At 67.3% G+C, this 17,305-nt stretch carries 15 protein-coding genes; 6 read left to right on the top strand and 9 right to left on the bottom strand.

Going from position 1 to position 17,305, the window contains the following annotated elements; genetic code table 11:
- Positions 1-136: 136 nt before the first annotated feature.
- Both AB4Z10_RS04965 and hisD read right to left on the bottom strand, forming a co-directional pair.
- Positions 137-1,189, bottom strand: coding sequence for an ABC transporter substrate-binding protein (locus AB4Z10_RS04965; RefSeq protein WP_441469267.1), 1,053 nt, complete (start codon positions 1,187-1,189; stop codon positions 137-139).
- 125 nt (positions 1,190-1,314) lie between these two features.
- Positions 1,315-2,622, bottom strand: a complete 1,308-nt coding sequence (gene hisD, locus AB4Z10_RS04960; protein ID WP_441469266.1) for a histidinol dehydrogenase — start codon at positions 2,620-2,622, stop codon at positions 1,315-1,317.
- 135 nt (positions 2,623-2,757) lie between these two features.
- Between hisD and AB4Z10_RS04955 the strand changes: the two genes are divergently transcribed.
- Positions 2,758-3,303: a cupin domain-containing protein gene (locus tag AB4Z10_RS04955; protein ID WP_441469265.1), complete on the top strand. Its 546-nt coding sequence runs from the start codon at positions 2,758-2,760 to the stop codon at positions 3,301-3,303.
- Positions 3,304-3,500: 197 nt separating this feature from the next.
- Here the strand turns inward: AB4Z10_RS04955 and AB4Z10_RS04950 are convergent, their stop codons facing one another.
- The 7 genes from AB4Z10_RS04950 to AB4Z10_RS04920 form a co-directional block, all read right to left on the bottom strand.
- On the bottom strand, positions 3,501-4,841 hold the full coding sequence (locus tag AB4Z10_RS04950; RefSeq protein WP_441469264.1) for an MFS transporter: 1,341 nt from the start codon (positions 4,839-4,841) through the stop codon (positions 3,501-3,503).
- A 49-nt stretch (positions 4,842-4,890) separates the two neighbouring features.
- Positions 4,891-6,006, bottom strand: a complete 1,116-nt coding sequence (gene argE / locus AB4Z10_RS04945; RefSeq protein ID WP_441469263.1) for an acetylornithine deacetylase — start codon at positions 6,004-6,006, stop codon at positions 4,891-4,893.
- Between the two features lie 3 nt (positions 6,007-6,009).
- Positions 6,010-7,077, bottom strand: coding sequence for a Glu/Leu/Phe/Val family dehydrogenase (locus tag AB4Z10_RS04940; protein ID WP_441469262.1), 1,068 nt, complete (start codon positions 7,075-7,077; stop codon positions 6,010-6,012).
- Entirely contained in the window at positions 7,074-8,009 is a 936-nt protein-coding gene (locus tag AB4Z10_RS04935; RefSeq protein ID WP_441469261.1) for a DMT family transporter, read from the bottom strand. The genes AB4Z10_RS04940 and AB4Z10_RS04935 overlap by 4 nt, the downstream gene beginning before the upstream one ends.
- Before the next feature lie 8 nt (positions 8,010-8,017).
- Positions 8,018-8,743, bottom strand: a complete 726-nt coding sequence (locus tag AB4Z10_RS04930) for an alanyl-tRNA editing protein (protein WP_441469260.1) — start codon at positions 8,741-8,743, stop codon at positions 8,018-8,020.
- A gap of 97 nt (positions 8,744-8,840) precedes the next feature.
- Positions 8,841-9,671, bottom strand: a complete 831-nt coding sequence (locus AB4Z10_RS04925) for an AraC family transcriptional regulator (protein WP_441469259.1) — start codon at positions 9,669-9,671, stop codon at positions 8,841-8,843.
- 378 nt (positions 9,672-10,049) lie between these two features.
- Positions 10,050-10,940, bottom strand: a complete 891-nt coding sequence (locus tag AB4Z10_RS04920; RefSeq protein ID WP_441469258.1) for a GntR family transcriptional regulator — start codon at positions 10,938-10,940, stop codon at positions 10,050-10,052.
- Between the two features lie 117 nt (positions 10,941-11,057).
- Here AB4Z10_RS04920 and AB4Z10_RS04915 point away from each other — a divergent pair, with 117 nt between their 5' ends.
- The 5 genes from AB4Z10_RS04915 to AB4Z10_RS04895 are packed head-to-tail and all read left to right on the top strand — an operon-like array spanning position 11,058 to position 17,295.
- Positions 11,058-12,323, top strand: coding sequence for a M20 family metallopeptidase (locus AB4Z10_RS04915; RefSeq protein ID WP_441469257.1), 1,266 nt, complete (start codon positions 11,058-11,060; stop codon positions 12,321-12,323).
- An 11-nt stretch (positions 12,324-12,334) separates the two neighbouring features.
- Positions 12,335-13,888: an ABC transporter substrate-binding protein gene (locus tag AB4Z10_RS04910; protein ID WP_441469256.1), complete on the top strand. Its 1,554-nt coding sequence runs from the start codon at positions 12,335-12,337 to the stop codon at positions 13,886-13,888.
- A gap of 19 nt (positions 13,889-13,907) precedes the next feature.
- Positions 13,908-14,855, top strand: a complete 948-nt coding sequence (locus tag AB4Z10_RS04905) for an ABC transporter permease (protein WP_441469255.1) — start codon at positions 13,908-13,910, stop codon at positions 14,853-14,855.
- Entirely contained in the window at positions 14,848-15,672 is an 825-nt protein-coding gene (locus AB4Z10_RS04900; RefSeq protein ID WP_441469254.1) for an ABC transporter permease, read from the top strand. The genes AB4Z10_RS04905 and AB4Z10_RS04900 overlap by 8 nt, the downstream gene beginning before the upstream one ends.
- 3 nt (positions 15,673-15,675) lie before the next feature.
- Positions 15,676-17,295 (top strand): dipeptide ABC transporter ATP-binding protein, encoded by a 1,620-nt coding sequence (locus AB4Z10_RS04895; protein WP_441469253.1) that lies wholly within the window; start codon positions 15,676-15,678, stop codon positions 17,293-17,295.
- Positions 17,296-17,305: the final 10 nt, after the last annotated feature.

Raw genomic sequence — 17,305 nt, 5'->3', positions numbered from 1 at the left:
CGGCGAGGAACGTGAGGGAATGGCCGCGCCACGCCGGCCGGCCGGAACGGCCCCGGGCACGCTCTGGCGCACCCGGGGCTTCGCTGCATGAAGACCTGCGAACCGAAAGCGGCAGGTTGCCGCCCTCGTCGCCGAGCTATTTGCCGACCCAGGCGTTGAAACGCTTGGTCAGGTCCTCGATGTTGTCGTTCCAGTAATCGACGTCGATCGCGATCGCGTTCTCGAGATTCTGCGGCGCGGTCGGCAGATCCACGGCGAGATCGGCCGGAACGGCTGTGGCGGCGGCCTTGTTGGGCAGGCCGTAGGCGATGTCCTGCGGCAGCTTCGACTGGTTCTCCGGCAGGCTGGCGAAAGCGATGAAGTCCATCGCCTGGTCCTTGTTGGGGCTGCCCTTCAGGATCACCCAGCTGTCGACTGCGTAGATGCTGCCTGGCCAGACGGTCTTGAACTTGGTGCCCTCGGTCTTGTTGATGCCGCTGATGCGGCCGTTATAGGCTGAGGTCATCACGACCTGTCCGGATTTCAGCAGTTGCAGCGGCTGCGCGCCCGATTCCCACCAGACGATGTCGGACTTGATCTCGTCGAGCTTCTTGAAGGCGCGATCGACGCCCCCCTTCTCGCGCAGCACCTTGTACACGTCCTTCGGCGCGACGCCGTCGGCGATCAGCGCGAATTCGAGCGCGTATTTCGGCCCCCGGCGAAGGGCGCGCTTGCCCGGAAACTTCTTGGTGTCCCAGAAATCGGCCCAGGAGGTCGGCGCCGTCTTCAGCTTCTCGGAATCGTAGGAGAGCAGCGTCGACCAGACGATCGCCCCGACGCCGCAGTCGCTCACCGCGCTCGGCAGGAACTTGTCCTTGCCGCCGAGCTTGTTCCAGTCGAGCTTTTCGTAAAGGCCGTCGGCGCAGCCGATGGCAAGCTCGTCGGCCTCGACCTGTACCGCGTCCCAGTTCGGCGTTCCCGCTTTCACCTTCGCCTGGACGACGCCGACGCCCCCGTCCCAGGATTCGTCGAGGACCGGCTTGCCGGTCTTGTCCGCGAAGGGCTTGAAGTAAATCTTGCGCTGCGCGTCCTGGTAGTTGCCGCCCCAGGATACGACGGTCAGGTCACGGGCGGATGCCGCGCCGAGACCGGCAATGACGAGCCCCGCCGCGAGCGCGGTGTTGCCGAGTATGGACTTCAGAAACGTCATGGATTGTCTCCCTGCTTCTGCTGCAGCGATCCGTTCCGCCCCTCGCGGACAGGATCGGTGTTGCCCTCATTGGAACCCCCTTTTTCGTGGTGCGATAGAGGGTTTCCGGAAAATCTTGTCGCCGGTCAGGCTCCGATCTCGCTCAGCAACTGCGCCGGGGCGAGCCGCAGCGCCGCTGCCCGCCTGTGTCCTTCCAGGCCCTCGCTCGCACTCTGGCGCATGGCCGGCGGAGCGACGGCCGCGACGCCGCGCTCGTCGAGCCATTGATGCGTGCAGGTCTTGAGATAGGAGCCGACCCAGAGGCCGCCGGTGTAGCGCCCGGCCGCCATGGTGGGCAGTGTGTGGTTCGTGCCGCAGCATTTGTCGGAATAGACCACGCTGGCGGCGACCCCGACGAAGATCGAGCCGTAATTGCGCAGCTTCGCGGCCGTCGCCTGCGCATCGCGCGTGTGCACTTCCAGGTGCTCGGCGGCGATATGGTCCGAGTAGGCCAGCATCGTCGCCTGGTCAGCGCAGACGACGATCTCGCCATAGTCGCGCCAGGCGGCGGCGGCCACCGGCGCGGTCGAGAGATTACCGAGCTGGCGCTCGATCTCGACTAGGACCTTCTCGGCCAGAGCGCGATCGGTGGTGATGAGGCCGACACGGGTACGAACGTCATGCTCGGCTTGCGCCAGCAGATCGACTGCGATCGTCACGGCATCGCCGGTTTCATCCGCGACGATAAAGATCTCGCTCGGTCCGGCCAACTGGTCGATCCCGACCTGGCCGAAGACCTGCCGCTTGGCCTCGTTCACATAGGCGTTTCCGGGCCCGACGATCTTGTCGACGGCCGGAATGCTCTCCGTGCCGAACGCCATCGCCGCGATCGCCTGGGCGCCGCCGATACGGAAAATCCGATCCGCCCCTGAGAGGTGACAGCCCGCGACCATTGCGGGATGGGCTCCGGGCGGCAGGCAGGCGATAACCTCGTCGCAGCCGGCGACTTTGGCCGGCACGATCGTCATGATCGGCGCCGACAGTAGCGGGTAACGCCCACCCGGCACATAGGCGCCGATGCGAGCGATCGGGATGATGCGGTGGCCCAGATGCAGCCCCGGCAGCGCTTCGATGTCGAGGGGCAGCAGGGTCCGGCGCTGCGCCTCGGCGAAGCTCCGCACCCGTTCGATCGCGAATTCGGTATCGGCGCGGGTCTGCTTCTCCAGTCCATCGAGCGCAGCGGCGCGCTCCGCCGGCGTGACCTCGAACGCCTCGATATCGACCTTGTCGAACTCGCGCGAATAGCGGCGCAAGGCGGCGTCGCCATCACGCCGCACTGCCTCCAGAACGGCTTTCACGGTTGTCTCGACGGGGGTGTTGTCGCTCCAGGCGCTGCGCTGGGGTGCCTTGATGCGCGTTATCCGGCGTTCCAGGGCGGGATCTGACTTGGACATGCAGCGTGTTCCGGTGAGCAGGAGAGAGCTGCAAGCTTCAGCGGCACGCGACGACAAGGCAAGGAGGGCCGGCGGGCCTGTTGAAGATCCTCACCAATTGCGCTCACATGCAGGGCTTGGTGAAGGAGGCCTTCCATGAAAATCGGCGACCGTTTGAGGGAGCTTCGCCAGCGCCGCAAGCTCAGCGTCCGCGCCGTCGCCTTGCGCTCAGGTGTTTCCCACTCGTCCATCTCCCTGATCGAGCGGGATCTGATCAGTCCCTCGCTCGATACGCTGCATGCCGTGCTGGACGCGCTCGGAACGACCATGTCCGGCTTCTTTCTGGATTTTCATGCCGTTTCTCCGCCAAATCCTTTCTGCCGAGCTGCGGAGATGGCCGAAATCGGCCGCGCCGACGCCATCTCCTACCGCGTCATCGGAACCGGATTTCCCAACCGCTCGATGCTGATGCTGCACGAGACCTACGCTCCGGGGGCCGATACGGGCGAGGCCTTCTCCCATTCGGCTCAGGAAGGTGGCCTCGTTATCCGCGGCGCGGTCGAGGTCACGGTCGCGGGCCGAACGTCGATCTTGCAGACCGGTGATGGTTATTATTTCGACAGCCGGGAGCCGCACCGATTCCGCAATGCCGCGAATGAGCCGAGCGAGATCGTGAGCGCCATCACGCCTCCGACATACTAGCGGCCCTGACGAGGATAACCGCGTTGGATATGCCCGCTCTCGGGCCAAAGCGCGGTGTCTGGTTGTGCGCCCTACCGAATCCAACATGACAAGTAAGTCCCGTTGCCACATGGTTTGGCTTCCGTCCGCAATCTTGTTGCGATTTGCCGCCGAGCTCCCGGATCTGCCGCCCGTCGGATTGGTCGCGCGATCCCCAATTAGCGGCCGAATGACGCCTTCAGCAGGTTTCTGCCCATCAGCAAGGCGCTCAGGCTAATAGCTGCGGCCAGCATCACATACCAGGCCGGCGCGAGGGCGCTTCCCGTCTGGGCGATCAGCCAGGTGGTGATGAACGGCGCGAACCCGCCGAAAACGGTGACTGCGAGATTGTAGGCGATGGACAGGCCGGTCGAGCGCATGGCGGGCGGGTAGAGCTCGGCCATCGCCGCCGGCGCGGGGCCACTGAAGCCGGCGATCAGCACGGCGAACACGATCTGCGCGAGCATGAGGTTGAACGCACTGGGCTGCCCCGTCAGCCAGAAGAGCACCGGCCAGCTCAGCAGGAAGAGCCCGACCACTGAAGCCAGCATGATCGGACGCCGGCCTACCCTGTCGGACCAGGCGCCGAAGACGGGTGCCAGCACCACGATCAGGACGAGCCCGACGCTGTTGGCGAGAAGGCTCGCGCTCTGCGGCACGCCGAGCTGGCGCACCGCATAGGTCGGCATGGTGACCAGGAAGAAATAGGTGCAGACCGTCCAGGCGATGGTGATGCCGAAGCCGGTGATCACGGCGGCACGATGCTGGCCGAGCGTGTCGCGCAGCGGCGAGAAGTCGGACTCGGGCCGCGCGGCGCGCTCGCGCAGGATGGCCTTGAAGGCCTCGGTCTCGTCGACGCGCGAGCGGATGTAGAGACCGACCGGCGCGATCAAGAGCCCGATCAGGAACGGCACGCGCCAGCCCCACGCCTCAAGCTCAGCCGGCGGCAGCAAGCCGGTGAGCAGCGCGCCGGTCAGCGAGCCCAGCAGCAGAGCCCCGGCCTGGCTTGCCTGCTGCCAGCTCGCATAGAGCCCGCGGCGTTTGGGAGGAGCATGCTCGACCAGGAAGGCTGTGGCGCCGCCGATCTCGCCGCCGGCGGAGAAGCCCTGGATCAGCCGCGCGAGCACGATGATCGCCGGCGCCCAGGCGCCGGCCGTCGCGTAGGTCGGCGCGAAGCCGATCATGGCGGTGCCGAGCGCCATCAGCAGGATCGTCAGCGAGAGCGCCGCCTTGCGGCCGCGCCGGTCGGCGAGCGTCCCGAGCACGAGCGCCCCGACCGGACGCATCACGAAGCCGACGCCGAAGGTGGCGACGGTCAGCAAAAGCGAGACCGTGGCGTCACCCGCGGGAAAGAAGAGCTTGGCGAGCGTCAGCGCGAAGAAGCCGTAGACGGCGAAGTCGTACCATTCCAGCGTGTTACCGACGACGGCTGCAATCACCGCCCGTCGGCTCGAAATCGTGTCGGCCGTCCTCCCGGCCTTGGATTCGGAAATGGCATGCGTGGCGGCGAGTTCTGTCATGGTGATCCCCTCTTTGAAAACATGCCCCTGGCGTCGAGGCCCCGGGCTTTCAGGCGTGCTGGCGTCGGGCCCAGCCGGTGAGACGGGCGAGAAAGGCGTCGGCGGCATCGAGCTCGGCGCGCGCGATCCATTCGTCGGGCTGGTGAGCCTGCCCGATAGAGCCCGGCCCGCAGACGACGGCGGGAATGCCCGCCCCCTGGAAGAAGCCGGCCTCCGTGCCGAAAGCCATCGGGAAGGGCGGAGCGATGCCGCCGAGCGCAGCCACGACGGCGAGCGCACCTTCGTCGCCTCCCGCGCATAGCGGCGGGACATGGATGTCCCGCCGCATCGACAGGCGGACATCGTCCGGCATCGCGCGCGCGAGATAGGAGCGGGCGAGCGCCTCGATCTCGGCGGCGTCGCTGGCCGTTACCGGCCTGAATTCCCAGAGCACCTCGCAAAGGGACGGTACGATATTGATCGCGGTTCCGCCCTCGATCTGGCCGATATTGACCGTGGTCGCGTCGGCTCCCACGCCCGTGCGGTGCCCGATGGTCTTCAGGAAGCCGACGAAATCGGCAGCCGGATAGATCGCGCTCGCGCCGGCGCCGGGGTCGCTCGAATGCGCGGCCTTGCCCTCGAAGCGGGTGCGAAAGCCGAGGAAGCCGCGATGGCTGTCGCCGATCCGCATGCCGGTCGGCTCGCCGATGATCGCAAGCTCCGGCTTCTCCTCATGGGCCAGCAGGTCGTCGATGAGGCGGGGAACCCCGAGGCAGCCGACCTCCTCGTCATAGGACAGCGCGAGATGGACCGGCCGGGCGAGACCGGCGCCGGCAAAGCCCTCGGCCGCCGAAAGACAGGCCGCGACGAAGCCCTTCATGTCGACGGCGCCGCGGCCATGCAGCTTGCCGTCGCGCTCGGCCAGACGAAACGGGTCGGAGGTCCAGTCCTGGTCGGCGACCGGAACGACGTCGGTGTGCCCCGACAGGACGACGCCGCCCGGCGCCCGCGGCCCGAAGCTGGCGAGGAGGTTCGCCTTGGCGCCAGCGTCGTCATAGCTCAACCGGATGCGGGCACCGAGGCTGTCGAGCCGGTCGGCCACACGGCCGATGAGAGCCAGGTTCGAGCGGCTCGACGTGGTGTCGAAGCCGACCAGTTCCTCGAGCAGGGAGACCGTCGCGCTCATCGCTCAAGCTGCCAGCGCGTGCTGTCCGGCTCGAGCCCGCCCGAGCCGGGCCTGGGCGAGGCGCAGCGCGGCCGTCTGGGTCGGCAGGCCGTCCGCCTCCGCGCTCTCGAAGATCGCCCCCAGCGTGTCGCCGATGCCCGCGACGCCGCGATCGACGAAATCCTGATCGTAGCCGGCGCGCTCGGACGCGACGCGGATCATTCCGCCCGCATTGATCACGAAGTCCGGCGCGTAGAGGATGCCGCGGGCGCGCAGCTGCTCGCCATGCTCCTCGCGCGCAAGCTGATTGTTCGCCGCCCCGCCGACGACGCCGCAGCGCAGCCGGGCGATGCTCGCATCGTCCAGCACGGCGCCCATGGCGCAGGGCGAGAAGATGTCGACCTCGGCGGCATAGATCGCCTCGGGAGCCACGGCACGGGCCGAGAATGTCGCAACGGCCTTCGCGACACGGCTCTCGTCGACGTCGCTGACCACCAGCGACGCCCCCGCCTCGCGCAGAAGCTGGCAGAGATGCCAGCCGACATTGCCCAGCCCCTGGACGGCGACCGAGCGCCCGGACAGGCTCGTCGCGCGCCAGCGATGCCGCGCGGCCGCGTCCAGGCCGTGGAAGACGCCTAGCGCCGTCGTCGGCGACGGGTCGCCGCTGCCGCCGAGCTCGATCGGCAAGCCGACGACATGGCCCGTCGCCTTGCGGACCTCGGCGAAGTCGGCCACCGAGGTGCCGACATCCTCGGCCGTGATGTAGCGACCGCCGAGCCGCTCGACCGCCCGCCCCATCGCCATGAGAAGCTCCGGCGTCTTCTGCCGGCTGGGATCGCCGATGATCACCGCCTTGCCGCCGCCGAGATCGAGGCCCGCGGCGGCGGCCTTGTAGGTCATCCCGCGCGAGAGCCGAAGCACGTCGCGCAGCGCCGCCTGCTCGTCGGCATAGGGGTACATGCGGCAGCCGCCGAGCGCGGGGCCGAGCGCGGTGTCGTGGATCGCGATCAGAGCCTTCAACCCCGCCGCCTCGTCAGAGATGAACACCACCTGCTCGTGGTCGGCGAAGTCGTCGTGAGAAAAGACGGTCATGGCTTGAGCGCTCCGGCGGCTCGGGATGGGGAAGGGCGGCCGCTCGTCGCCGCGAGGCCGAAGCCGCACAGGATCATCGCGGCACCAACGAGGTGGAACGGCCGCACGGACTCGCCCAGCAGCAGGAAGGCGAGCATGGCGGTGAACAGGGCGACGAGGTGGAAGGAGGCCCCGGTGACGCTCGGACCCAGCGTCGCAACGCAGCGGTTCCAGATGACGAAGGCCAGCAGCGAGGCGAAGACGCCGATATAGAGCACTGCGGCGAGCGGGCCGGGCGCGATTGGGATCGCCGCGCCGCGTGCGAGTTCCCAGATCCAGAACGGCAGCAGCACGAAAAGCCCCGCCACCATCGTCGCCGCCAGGAAGAGGAGCGGATCGAGATCGGCGGGCCGCCGGCGCAGCAGCACCGAATAAACCGCGTAATTGGCGACCGCGAGCAGGACCAGCGGCTCGCCACCGCTGATGCCCAGCCGCGACAGGCTCGAGGGCTCGCCGCGCGCGACGATCCAGGTCACGCCCAGGAAGGAGATGGCGATGCCGGCAAGCGTGCGGGCCGAGACACGCTCTACCCCGAGTGCGAAAGCCGCCAGCGGCACCATCAGCGGCAGGGTCGAGTTGAGGAAGGCGACGCTGGCGGCGGGGGCACTCTGCAAAGCGAGATAGCCGAGCGCATTGTAGCCGGCGATGCCGAAGGCGCCGCAGGCCAGGACGAGCCAGCGGGCACGAAAGAGCGCCTGCCGCTGCGCGCTGAGCGCGCCGAGCACGAAGGGCGCCAGACAGGCGAGCGCGACGAGCCAGCGCCCGACCGCGAGCGAGACCGGCGGGAACGTGTCCGCGAGCGCCCGTCCGAGCACGAGGTTTCCGGCCCAGAAGAGGGGCGGCAGGGGCAGCAGCAGCAGCGGCTGGTCCCAGATGCGCCGGAGGATCGGCATCGCCGACCTCACAGCGCGCCCGCGAGGCCGATACGCAGACGCCGGTTGTGCCGGCCCTTGTTGTCGATCTTCAGGATGCGGATCGGCGGCGAGCCGCCGGTCGAGGCGAGATGGGTGCCCCCGCAGGCCTGACGGTCGAGGCCGACGATCTCGACGACGCGCACCTGCCCGTCCGCGGTCGGCGGCGGGGCGACCGAGCGCGAGCGGATCAGCCCCGGCTCCGCGAAGGCCGCGGCCTCGGGCAGATAGTCCTGCCGAATGGCGAGGTCTTGCCGGATGAGCGCATTCACCGGCTCCTCGATCGCGCGCAGGCGGTCGTTGTCAGCATCCGGGAGGTCGAAATCGATGCGCGCGGTGCCGTCCTCGTTCATCTGGACGCCGGTGACGAGCGCTCCGTCGAAGCTCTGGAAGACCACCGCGTTGACGATGTGCAGATCGGTGTGGAGCGCGCGCATCAGCTTGCGAAAAGTCGGATCTACCCGGGCTTCCACGGCGCCGGCTGGTAGTTCGATGGGGTCGCCGAGCATAAGCCGAAGCCGGCCTCCCTCGTTCTCGAAGCCGGCGACCGCGACCTCGCCACCGGCCCAGGCCAGTGCGCCGCGATCGGGCAATTGCCCGCCGCCGCCGGGATAGAACGGGCTCTCCGCGAGAACGACCCAGCCCGGTCCCGCCTCGACGACCTCAGTCGCGAGCGTCGGGACCTCCGGATTGTCGAGGCAGAAGTAGCGGGACATGAATCTCATCCTTTCCGCAGTGCCGACAGGGCATCTGCTCGGGGACGAGATTGGCGCGCCGAACCGCGCGGCTATTGGCGGAAATTGAGAACGCGGATCAGACGGTGGTCGCGCGCACCCATTGCAGCGGAGTGATGCCATAGCTGCGCTTGAAATGTCGCGTCAGCGCGCTCTGGTCATAGAAGCCGGCATCGAGGGCGGCGGCGGCGATGCTCGTGCCGCGGCCGAGCGCGGCGATGGCAGCCTTCAGGCGCAGTTGCGTAAGATACGCGTGCGGCGTCAGGCCCGTGGTGCGCTTGAAGACCGCGATCAACTGGAACGGAGTGAGCCCGACCGTGGCGCCGAGTTCCTCCAGCGTGAGTTCCTCCATGTGACGTTCGCGCATGATCTGGCGGACGTGGATGGCCTTGTTGGCATCGCGCGCCGGCAGCGACAGACTGGGCTCGCCGGCGGCGTGGCGCCGGATCAGGGCTCCGAAGCTGCGCAGCAACAGCTCGCGCTCCTCGAAAGGGTCGTTGCCATCGTCGAGAATGCGGTGCAGCTCGAGGAAGGCCTCGACCAGATCGGGATCCTGAAAGCTGTTGCGGCAGAAATAGGCGGTCGCATCGAGCCCGAGCGCGGCATTGAGCGTCTCGATCGCCGGGCGGGTCAGGTAGAGCCCGCGATAGCGCCAGCGCGGGCTCCAGCCCATGCGCCCGGAATGCGGCTCGTCGGGATTGAACACGAGCAGCGTCGAGGTCCCGGCCTCGTCGCTCCGTCCCCGGCTCTTGAACTCGGCGCCGCCGACCTCTGTCACCGCAACGACGAAGGCCTCGTGGCTGTGGGGCGCATAGTCGTGACTGGTGAAGTCGGCGACGAGACAGCTCAGGCCCGGAACCCGAGGGTCGCGCCAGTAGCGGGACGAATTGCGCAGGTCGGTACGGGCCAAGATCCGATCCGGTCGTCAGGAGAGCCGGGATCGTGCAACGATCGTGCCGAGATCGCAACCGAGAGGGGGCTACCGAGGACACGATGGGCAGCGCTCCAAAAGGGGCGCGATGAAGGCACTGGCAATGTCGGTCGGCAGTGGCTGCGAGATCATCGAGAGCGGGGCCTCATGCCATCGCTCTGCCGAGGCTGGCCCGCGCGAGGACATGACGCCGTGTGGCAAGGGGCCCGGCAGTGACGATGGCCATTGGAAGAGTGGCCTTCGGATGAGCGCCGATCCACAGTCCCGTTCACAACGGGGCGCTTGCGATCTTCCAGACGCCGGGCGCCTGAATGTCGGCTTCAAGGCCCTTCCGCTATGTCAGTTTCTGGCATGGACCTACCTGACTTCGTTGACATAGGCGTGCGCGGCAGTCGTCGCGCGATGCCACCCGAGGATCGTGGGCACGCCTGCCTGATCGTATGCGACCTCGTCGATCGTGAGCACGGCTTCACGTCCGCCCAACTGGAGCAGCGTGATATCCTCGTCGCCGGCGAGGTCGGCGGTGATCTGCTCGCGAACCGCGGAGATCCGGATGCCGTAGCGCTCCAACAGATGGAGATAGAGCAAGGGCGGTAATTCGGCGGTGTCGTGTGGCCAGTCCGGCAGCCGCTCCTCCGCCATGACCAGCTTGTCGTGCATTATCGGGCGGCCGTCGACATGGCGGATGCGGTGGACCTTGATCACACCGCCGGTCCTGATCTGCAGCGCTTCGGCCTGTGCCTGCGTGGCGGGCAGGGTCTCGACGCCCAGGAACTGGCTGGTCGAGTGCACGAGGCTGCCATCGGCCCGGTGCAAGCGGAAATATTGGAAGAAGAAGCGCAGGCTGTGATGTGGGGTGCGCCCGGTCACGACCGTGCCGGTCTTGCGGCGACGGGAGAGCAGCCCCTCCGCGACGAGATCGCTCATGGCCCGGCGCACCGTGCCGACTGCGACCCCGAACCCCTGGGCCAAAGCCGTTTCATTGGGCAGCATCATGCCGGGCGGCCACTCGCCAACCAGGATGGCCTCCGACATATGCCGTTTCACGCGCTCATAGAGCGGCGCCGCCTCGCCAGCGCCGAAATTTGGCAGAACCGGCGCAGCCGCGCCGGCGCCATTGCCTGTTCCGGCGCCAGCGCTCGTCGCTTTTTTGGCATTGACAGGGGGCATGCCAGTCTGTCCTATTTCTATATAGTTTATATGAAAGAGGGGGGCCCGCAAATGGTATTGCCAGCTGCGGCGGTTCAAGTGCTCCATCGCAGATCGTGCCGGCGCTGGACAAGCGCGGCTTCGCTGGGCTGAGCGATGGCGGGAACCTCCTCTCCGCGACACCATGAGACTGCGCTGGCAGAGGCAGGCGGCTGGATGTCCGCCCATGTCGACGCTGCCGTCGCCGATCTCGGCCGGATGATCGCGGTCGATACCTCTTTCCCGCCCGGCCTCGGTTACGATGATTTCGCCGGGTTGATGGAAGAACTCGTTGCTCCGCTCGGCTTTGCGACCGAGCGCGTGGCTGTCCCCGAGGCACTCTGGCGCGTTCCGAATGGCCCCGCTGCTGGCCCGCGCACGAATCTGATCGCCAGCCACTCGAGCGGTCGGCCAGCCTGCGGCCTCTATTTCCATGTCGATACGGTGCCCGCCGCCGCCGGGTGGGAAACTGCTCCGCTGCGGTTGGAACGCGATGACGATCGCCTGATAGGGCTTGGCGCTGCCGACATGAAGGGCTGCATTGCCGCCGTGCTGCTGGCTCTGCGGGCGGCGCGGGTCTGCGGGGTGGCGCTCGCCTATGATCCGATGCTGCTCTTCTGCACCGACGAGGAGGGCGGTCTCTATCCCGGTATTCGCTATCTCGCCGAGCAGGGCCGGCTCCCCGATCACACGCTCAACTTCAACGGCAGTGCCGAGGCGCGGATCTGGGCAGGCTGCTTCGGTCTGTTCAACCTGCTCGTCCGGATCCACGGCCAAGCCGTCCATGCCGGCGAAGGCAATCGCAAGGGTTCCGGGCTCAATGCGATCGACGCCGCGCTGCCGCTGCTCAATGCGCTGACGGAACTGAAGGAAAAGGTCGCGACGCGTATCTCGGCCTTGCCGCCGCCGCCGGGCAAGCCGCCGCTCGCGGCCCAGCTCAATCTCGCCGCGATCTCGGGTGGAACGGCCGGCGGGCAGGTTCCGGCTCTCGTCGAGCTGACGGTCAACCGGCGCTATGCGCCCGAGGAGCGCTTCGAGGAGGCGCTCGCTGAGATCGAGGAGGTGATCCGCCGCAGCACGGCTGCCATGCCGGGCCTCTCGGTCGAAACGGCGCTGGTCGGTCATCTCATGCCGACCGCGGATCCGGCGGGGCCGCATTGGCCGCGCTGGCAGGCTGCCATGGGCGCTGGCTTCGGCTATGCGCCGGAAGAATTCCGGAAATGGGGCGCAGCAAGCTGTTCCGATTTCGGCTGGGTCCAGCGCGCCACCGGGCAGAGCGAAGTGCTGCTCGGCGGCCTCGGCCGGCCCGACCGCAACATCCATTCGCCCGGCGAATACACGACGGTGCCTGACATCGTCTCGCTGGCGAAGTCCGTGCTCGCCTATCTCGCCGTCGATTTCAGACCCGACATCAACCCCGATCTGCCCTCGTCCCAGAGCTGAAGGAGCGTTCCATGCCGAGCATCCATCGTCGCGATTTCCTCGCCGCCTCCGCTGCTCTGAGCGGCCTTGCCATATCCGGCCTGCCGGCCTTCGCGCAGACACCGCGGCGAGGCGGCACGCTGCGCGTCAGCGTCGACCAGGCGGTTGCGAAGCTCAATCCGCTCGTCACCCGCGTGAACCCGGAATACCTCGTTGCCGAGTTGCTCTATTCCGGTCTGACGCGGCTCAAGGTCGACATGAGCGCCGAGCCTGATCTGGCCGAATCCTGGACCAACTCGGCCGATCTGACCGAGTGGACCTTCGTCCTGCGCAAGGGCCTGACCTTCCATGACGGCTCGCCTTGCACGGCCGCCGACGTGGTTGCGACCTTCGAGGCTATCCTCGATGCGAAGACGGCCTCGCCGGCGCGCCAGAATGTCGGCCCCATCGCCAAGGTTGCGGCCAAGGACGATACTACCGTCGTCTTCACGCTCTCGGCGCCCTTCGCTGACCTGCCGGTGACGCTGGCCTACACCAACGCCAAGATCGTGCCGGCCGCCGTGATCAAGGGCGGGCTGGAGAAGCTCGACCGCCAGGCGATCGGCACCGGTCCGTTCAAGCTCGTCTCCTTCGAGCCGGAGCGGCAGATCGTCGTCACCCGCAACGACGCTTATTACGACAAGGCCCGGCCTTATCTCGACAAGATCGAGGTCGTGGTCTTCCCGGATGTCAGCGCGGAGGCTTCCGCGCTGATCGTGGGCGACACCGACCTGATCTCCACGACGCCGCCGACCGAATTCGGGCGCCTGCAGAAGGCGAACGGCGTCAAGGCGTTGCGCGTGCCTTCGGGCCAGTTCTGCAATGTCAATTTCGGTTGCGACCAGAAGCCCTTCAACGACGTGCGCGTCCGCCAGGCCTTGGCGCTCACCGTCGACCGCGCCGCGATGGTCGATTTTGTCACCGAGGGCTTCGGCTCGCCGGGCAACGACACGCCGCTAAGCCCCGCTTATCGCTTCTACGCCGACCTGCCGGCCAAGAAAGCCGATATCGCCAAGGCCAAGGCGCTGCTCGCGGAAGCCGGCTATCCGAAAGGACTCGAGGCGACGCTGATCGCATCCGACCGGCCGGGCCAGCGCACCCAGCTCGCCGTGGCGCTACGCGAGATGGCCAAACCCGCCGGCTTCGACATCAAGGTCGAGACCATGCCGCACGCGACCTATCTCGACCAGGTCTGGAAGAAGGGCTCGTTCTATGTCGGCTTCTACAACATGCAGGCGACGGCCGACGCCATCTTCTCTCTGCTCTACACCTCCAACGCCGCCTGGAACGAGACGCGCTGGAACAACACCGCGTTCGACAAGCTGATTTTCGAGGCGCGCGCCACGGTCGACGAGGCCAAGCGCCGGGCGCTCTACGCCGAGGCACAGAAGCTGATGTATGACGAGGTTCCATCGATCATCCCGGCCTTCTTCGATCTGCTCGGCGCGCAGCGCGAATGGGTGCAGGGCTATCAGCTCCATCCGCGCGGCGCGGTCTTCCGGCTCGATTTCGTCTCGCTCGGCGCCAACGCGCCGAAGCGCGGCTGAACGAAGCGGGGCAGCGGGCGTGTCGCCGGCCTATATCCTCAAGCGGATCCTGTTGATCGGTTATACGCTCCTCGTCGTGTCGCTGATCGTCTTCGCGATCACCCAGATCCTGCCGGCGGATGCCGCCGTCATGATGCTGGGCGAAAATGCGACGCCGGACGCGCTGGCCGCCCTGCGCGTCAAGATGGGGCTGAACAACCCCATCTGGATGCAGTATCTGCACTGGCTCGGCGGGGTCGTCAGGGGCGATTTCGGCGTATCGATGCGCACCGGCCAGCCGGTCGCGCCGGCCATGCTGGAAGCGCTCGGCCGCTCGCTGTTGCTCGCCTTGTTCTCGATTCTGCTGATGCTGGCGGTCGCGATCCCGCTCGGCATCGTCGCGGCTGTCAGGCGGGGCAGGGCGGCCGATCTCGGCGTCAGCTTTCTCTCCTATATCGGCGTCTCGCTGCCGGAATTCGTCACGGCGACGCTGGTCGTACTTGTGCTGGCCGATTGGCTGCAATGGCTGCCGGCGACAGGCTATGTGCCGCTGACCGAGGACCCGCTGCGTGGCCTGAAGCACCTCGTCCTGCCGGTGCTGACGGTGTCGCTGATCCTGATCGCGCATGTCTCGCGCATGGTGCGGTCGGAACTCGTCGACGTGCTGCATTCCGACTATATCCGCGCCGCCCGGCTGAAAGGGCTGTCGAAGCGGCAGGTACTGTTCAAGCACGCGCTGCGCAATGCGCTGCTGCCGACCATCACCATCGTCGCGCTCGATGTCGGTTATCTGCTCGGTGGCGTCATCGTGGTCGAGGAGATCTTCGCGTTGCCCGGCATCGGGCGCCAGCTCATCGTCGCGATCCAGGCGCGCGACCTACCCTCAATCCAGGCGGGCGCGCTGATCATGGCGACGACTTATGCCATCGCCAATTTCCTCGCCGACATCGCCTATGCCTGGCTCGACCGGAGGATCCAGTATGATTGAGATCCTCAAGCGCATGCTGCGTTCGCCGCAAGGCGCGCTCGGCCTCGTCATCGTCGGCCTCATCCTGCTCGTCGTGATCGTCGGGCCATGGTTTGCGCCCTACGACCCCGAGAAGATGGCGCCGCTGATGCGCTATAAGCCGCCGAGCGCCCAGTTCTGGCTCGGCACCGACCAATACGGGCGCGATATCCTGAGCCGGCTGCTGCACGGCGCCCGCGCCACCGTCGTCATGGCCGTGCTGGCGACTGCGCTGGGGACGCTTGTCGGTGCCGTCATCGGCACGGTCTCGGCCTTCTTGGGCGGGCGCAGCGACGAAGCGATCATGCGCACCGTCGATGCGATCATGTCGATCCCGAGCCTGCTGCTGGCGCTGCTGATCGTGAACCTGCTCGGTAAGAGCAGCAGCAATGCACTGCTCGCGATCGCGCTCGCCTTCGCGCCCGGCATGGCCCGCGTGACGCGCTCTGTCGCACTCGCCGTGCGCAAGCAGGATTACGTGAATGCGGCGATCGCGCGGGGCGAAAGCGCGGCCTTCATCGTCTGGCGCGAGATGCTGCCGAATGTGGTGGCGCCGATAATCGTCGAGATGACGATCCGCGTCGCCTTCGCCGTAATGCTGTTCGCGACGCTCTCCTTCCTGGGGTTGGGCGCCCAGCCCCCGGCCTCCGAATGGGGGCTGATGGTCGCCGAAGCCCGCCGCTTCATGCATCTGAGCGCCTGGATGATCCTGTGGCCGAGCCTCGCCGTCGCGCTCGTCGCGATCGGCTTCAACCTGCTCGGCGACGGGCTGCGCGATGCGCTCAACCCGAGGACCTGAGCGATGAGCGAACCGATCCTCGACATCGCCGGCTATGGTCTCGACTACGCGACGCCGGCCGGCTTCACCCGCGCCCTCGACGATGTGTCTCTATCTGTCGCCAAGGGCGAGGTGCTCGGCCTTGTCGGCGAATCCGGCTCCGGCAAGACCTCGCTCGCCTGGGCGATCATGCGCTACCTGCCCGCGACCGCCCGCGAGGCGGGCAGCATCCGCCTGACCGGGCAGGACCTGCTCAAGGCATCCGAAGCCGAGATCGACGCGATCCGCGGCAAGCGCATCGGCATGGTCTTCCAGGACCCGAGCACCTCGCTCAACCCGACGCTGCCGCTCGGCGAGCAACTCGCCGAGGTGCTGGTGCGCCATCGCGGCCTGACGCGCCGGCAGGCCTGGGCCGAGGGCGAGGAGCGCCTCGCCCATGTCGGGCTGAAGGTGCCCCGGCAGATGATGCGGCGCTATCCGCATGAGGCTTCCGGCGGCGAGAAGCAGCGCGTCGTCATTGCCACCGCCTTCGCCTGCCTGCCGGAATGCATCATCTTCGACGAGCCGACCACGGCGCTGGACGTTATCACCGCCCGGCAGATCCTCGACCTGTTCAAGGAACTGCAGGAGGAAACCGGCGTCGCCTCGCTCTATATCTCGCATGATCTCGCACTGGTTTCGCAGATCGCCACGAAGGTCGCGGTGATCCATCGTGGCAGAATCGTCGAGAAGGGCGCCGTCGGCGACGTCTTCGCTCGACCGCAGGACGCCTATACGAAAAAGCTGCTGGCCGCCGTACCGCGGCCGGACCACCGGCTGGTCGACACGGAGGCACCCGTAGCGGCCAAGCCGCTGGTCGAGGTCGAGAAGGTCAGCGTGCTCTATGGCCGCAAGCCCTTCCTCGCCGGCCTGCTCGGCCGGGCGAATACGCAATTCACTGGCAATCGCGAGGTCAGCCTGTCGGTGATGCCGGGCGAAATCCTCGGCATCGTCGGCGAATCCGGCTCGGGCAAGTCGACGCTGGCAAAGGCGATGACGGGGCTCAATCGCTTTGAGGGCGAGATCCGCTTCGCCGGCCGCCGCATCACCGGCCTCGGCGATATGGACCGGGCCTATCGCCGCGACGTCCAGATCATCTTCCAGCATCCGGATTCCTCGCTCAATCCGCGCCAGCGCATCCGCGAGATCCTGTCGCGACCGCTTGCGCTCTACGGCGAGCCGGGCGCCCGCCGGGACGCGGCTGCGATAGGCGAATTGCTGGAGCAGGTTCGACTGCCGGCGGCTTATGCCGAGCGCTATCCGCACCAGCTTTCCGGCGGCGAGAAGCAGCGCGTTGCCATCGCGCGCGCCTTCGCCTCCAAGCCGAAGCTGGTGATCTGCGATGAGATCACCTCGGCGCTCGACGTCTCCGTGCAGGCCTCCGTGGTGGAGCTCCTGGTCGATCTGCAGAAGCGCTTCGGCACGGCCTATCTCTTCATCACCCACGATCTCAATCTGGTGCGCCAGATCGCCCACCGGATCGCGGTGATGTACCGCGGCGACCTCGTCGATCTCGTCGATATAGCGGCGCTCTCGACCGGCCCCCTCCACCCCTACACCCAATCCCTGCTCGAAGCCGTGCCCGCCCCGGCCACGGCCGCCTGACATTCGAGGC

Origin of the sequence: Allobosea sp. RAF48 (assembly GCF_052114025.1) — a bacterium.
Classification (GTDB): Bacteria; Pseudomonadota; Alphaproteobacteria; order Rhizobiales; family Beijerinckiaceae; genus Allobosea.
This window is presented reverse-complemented; position numbering and strand designations above follow the sequence as displayed.

Coding starts and splice junctions, on each gene's coding strand:
- AB4Z10_RS04940 (WP_441469262.1), bottom strand. CDS start 7,077: ATGACCGTCTTTTCTCACGACGACTTCGCCGACCACGAGCAGGTGGTG.
- AB4Z10_RS04965 (WP_441469267.1), bottom strand. CDS start 1,189: ATGACGTTTCTGAAGTCCATACTCGGCAACACCGCGCTCGCGGCGGGG.
- hisD (WP_441469266.1), bottom strand. CDS start 2,622: ATGTCCAAGTCAGATCCCGCCCTGGAACGCCGGATAACGCGCATCAAG.
- AB4Z10_RS04955 (WP_441469265.1), top strand. CDS start 2,758: ATGAAAATCGGCGACCGTTTGAGGGAGCTTCGCCAGCGCCGCAAGCTC.
- AB4Z10_RS04915 (WP_441469257.1), top strand. CDS start 11,058: ATGTCCGCCCATGTCGACGCTGCCGTCGCCGATCTCGGCCGGATGATC.
- AB4Z10_RS04910 (WP_441469256.1), top strand. CDS start 12,335: ATGCCGAGCATCCATCGTCGCGATTTCCTCGCCGCCTCCGCTGCTCTG.
- AB4Z10_RS04930 (WP_441469260.1), bottom strand. CDS start 8,743: ATGTCCCGCTACTTCTGCCTCGACAATCCGGAGGTCCCGACGCTCGCG.
- AB4Z10_RS04900 (WP_441469254.1), top strand. CDS start 14,848: ATGATTGAGATCCTCAAGCGCATGCTGCGTTCGCCGCAAGGCGCGCTC.
- AB4Z10_RS04935 (WP_441469261.1), bottom strand. CDS start 8,009: ATGCCGATCCTCCGGCGCATCTGGGACCAGCCGCTGCTGCTGCTGCCC.
- AB4Z10_RS04895 (WP_441469253.1), top strand. CDS start 15,676: ATGAGCGAACCGATCCTCGACATCGCCGGCTATGGTCTCGACTACGCG.
- AB4Z10_RS04950 (WP_441469264.1), bottom strand. CDS start 4,841: ATGACAGAACTCGCCGCCACGCATGCCATTTCCGAATCCAAGGCCGGG.
- argE (WP_441469263.1), bottom strand. CDS start 6,006: ATGAGCGCGACGGTCTCCCTGCTCGAGGAACTGGTCGGCTTCGACACC.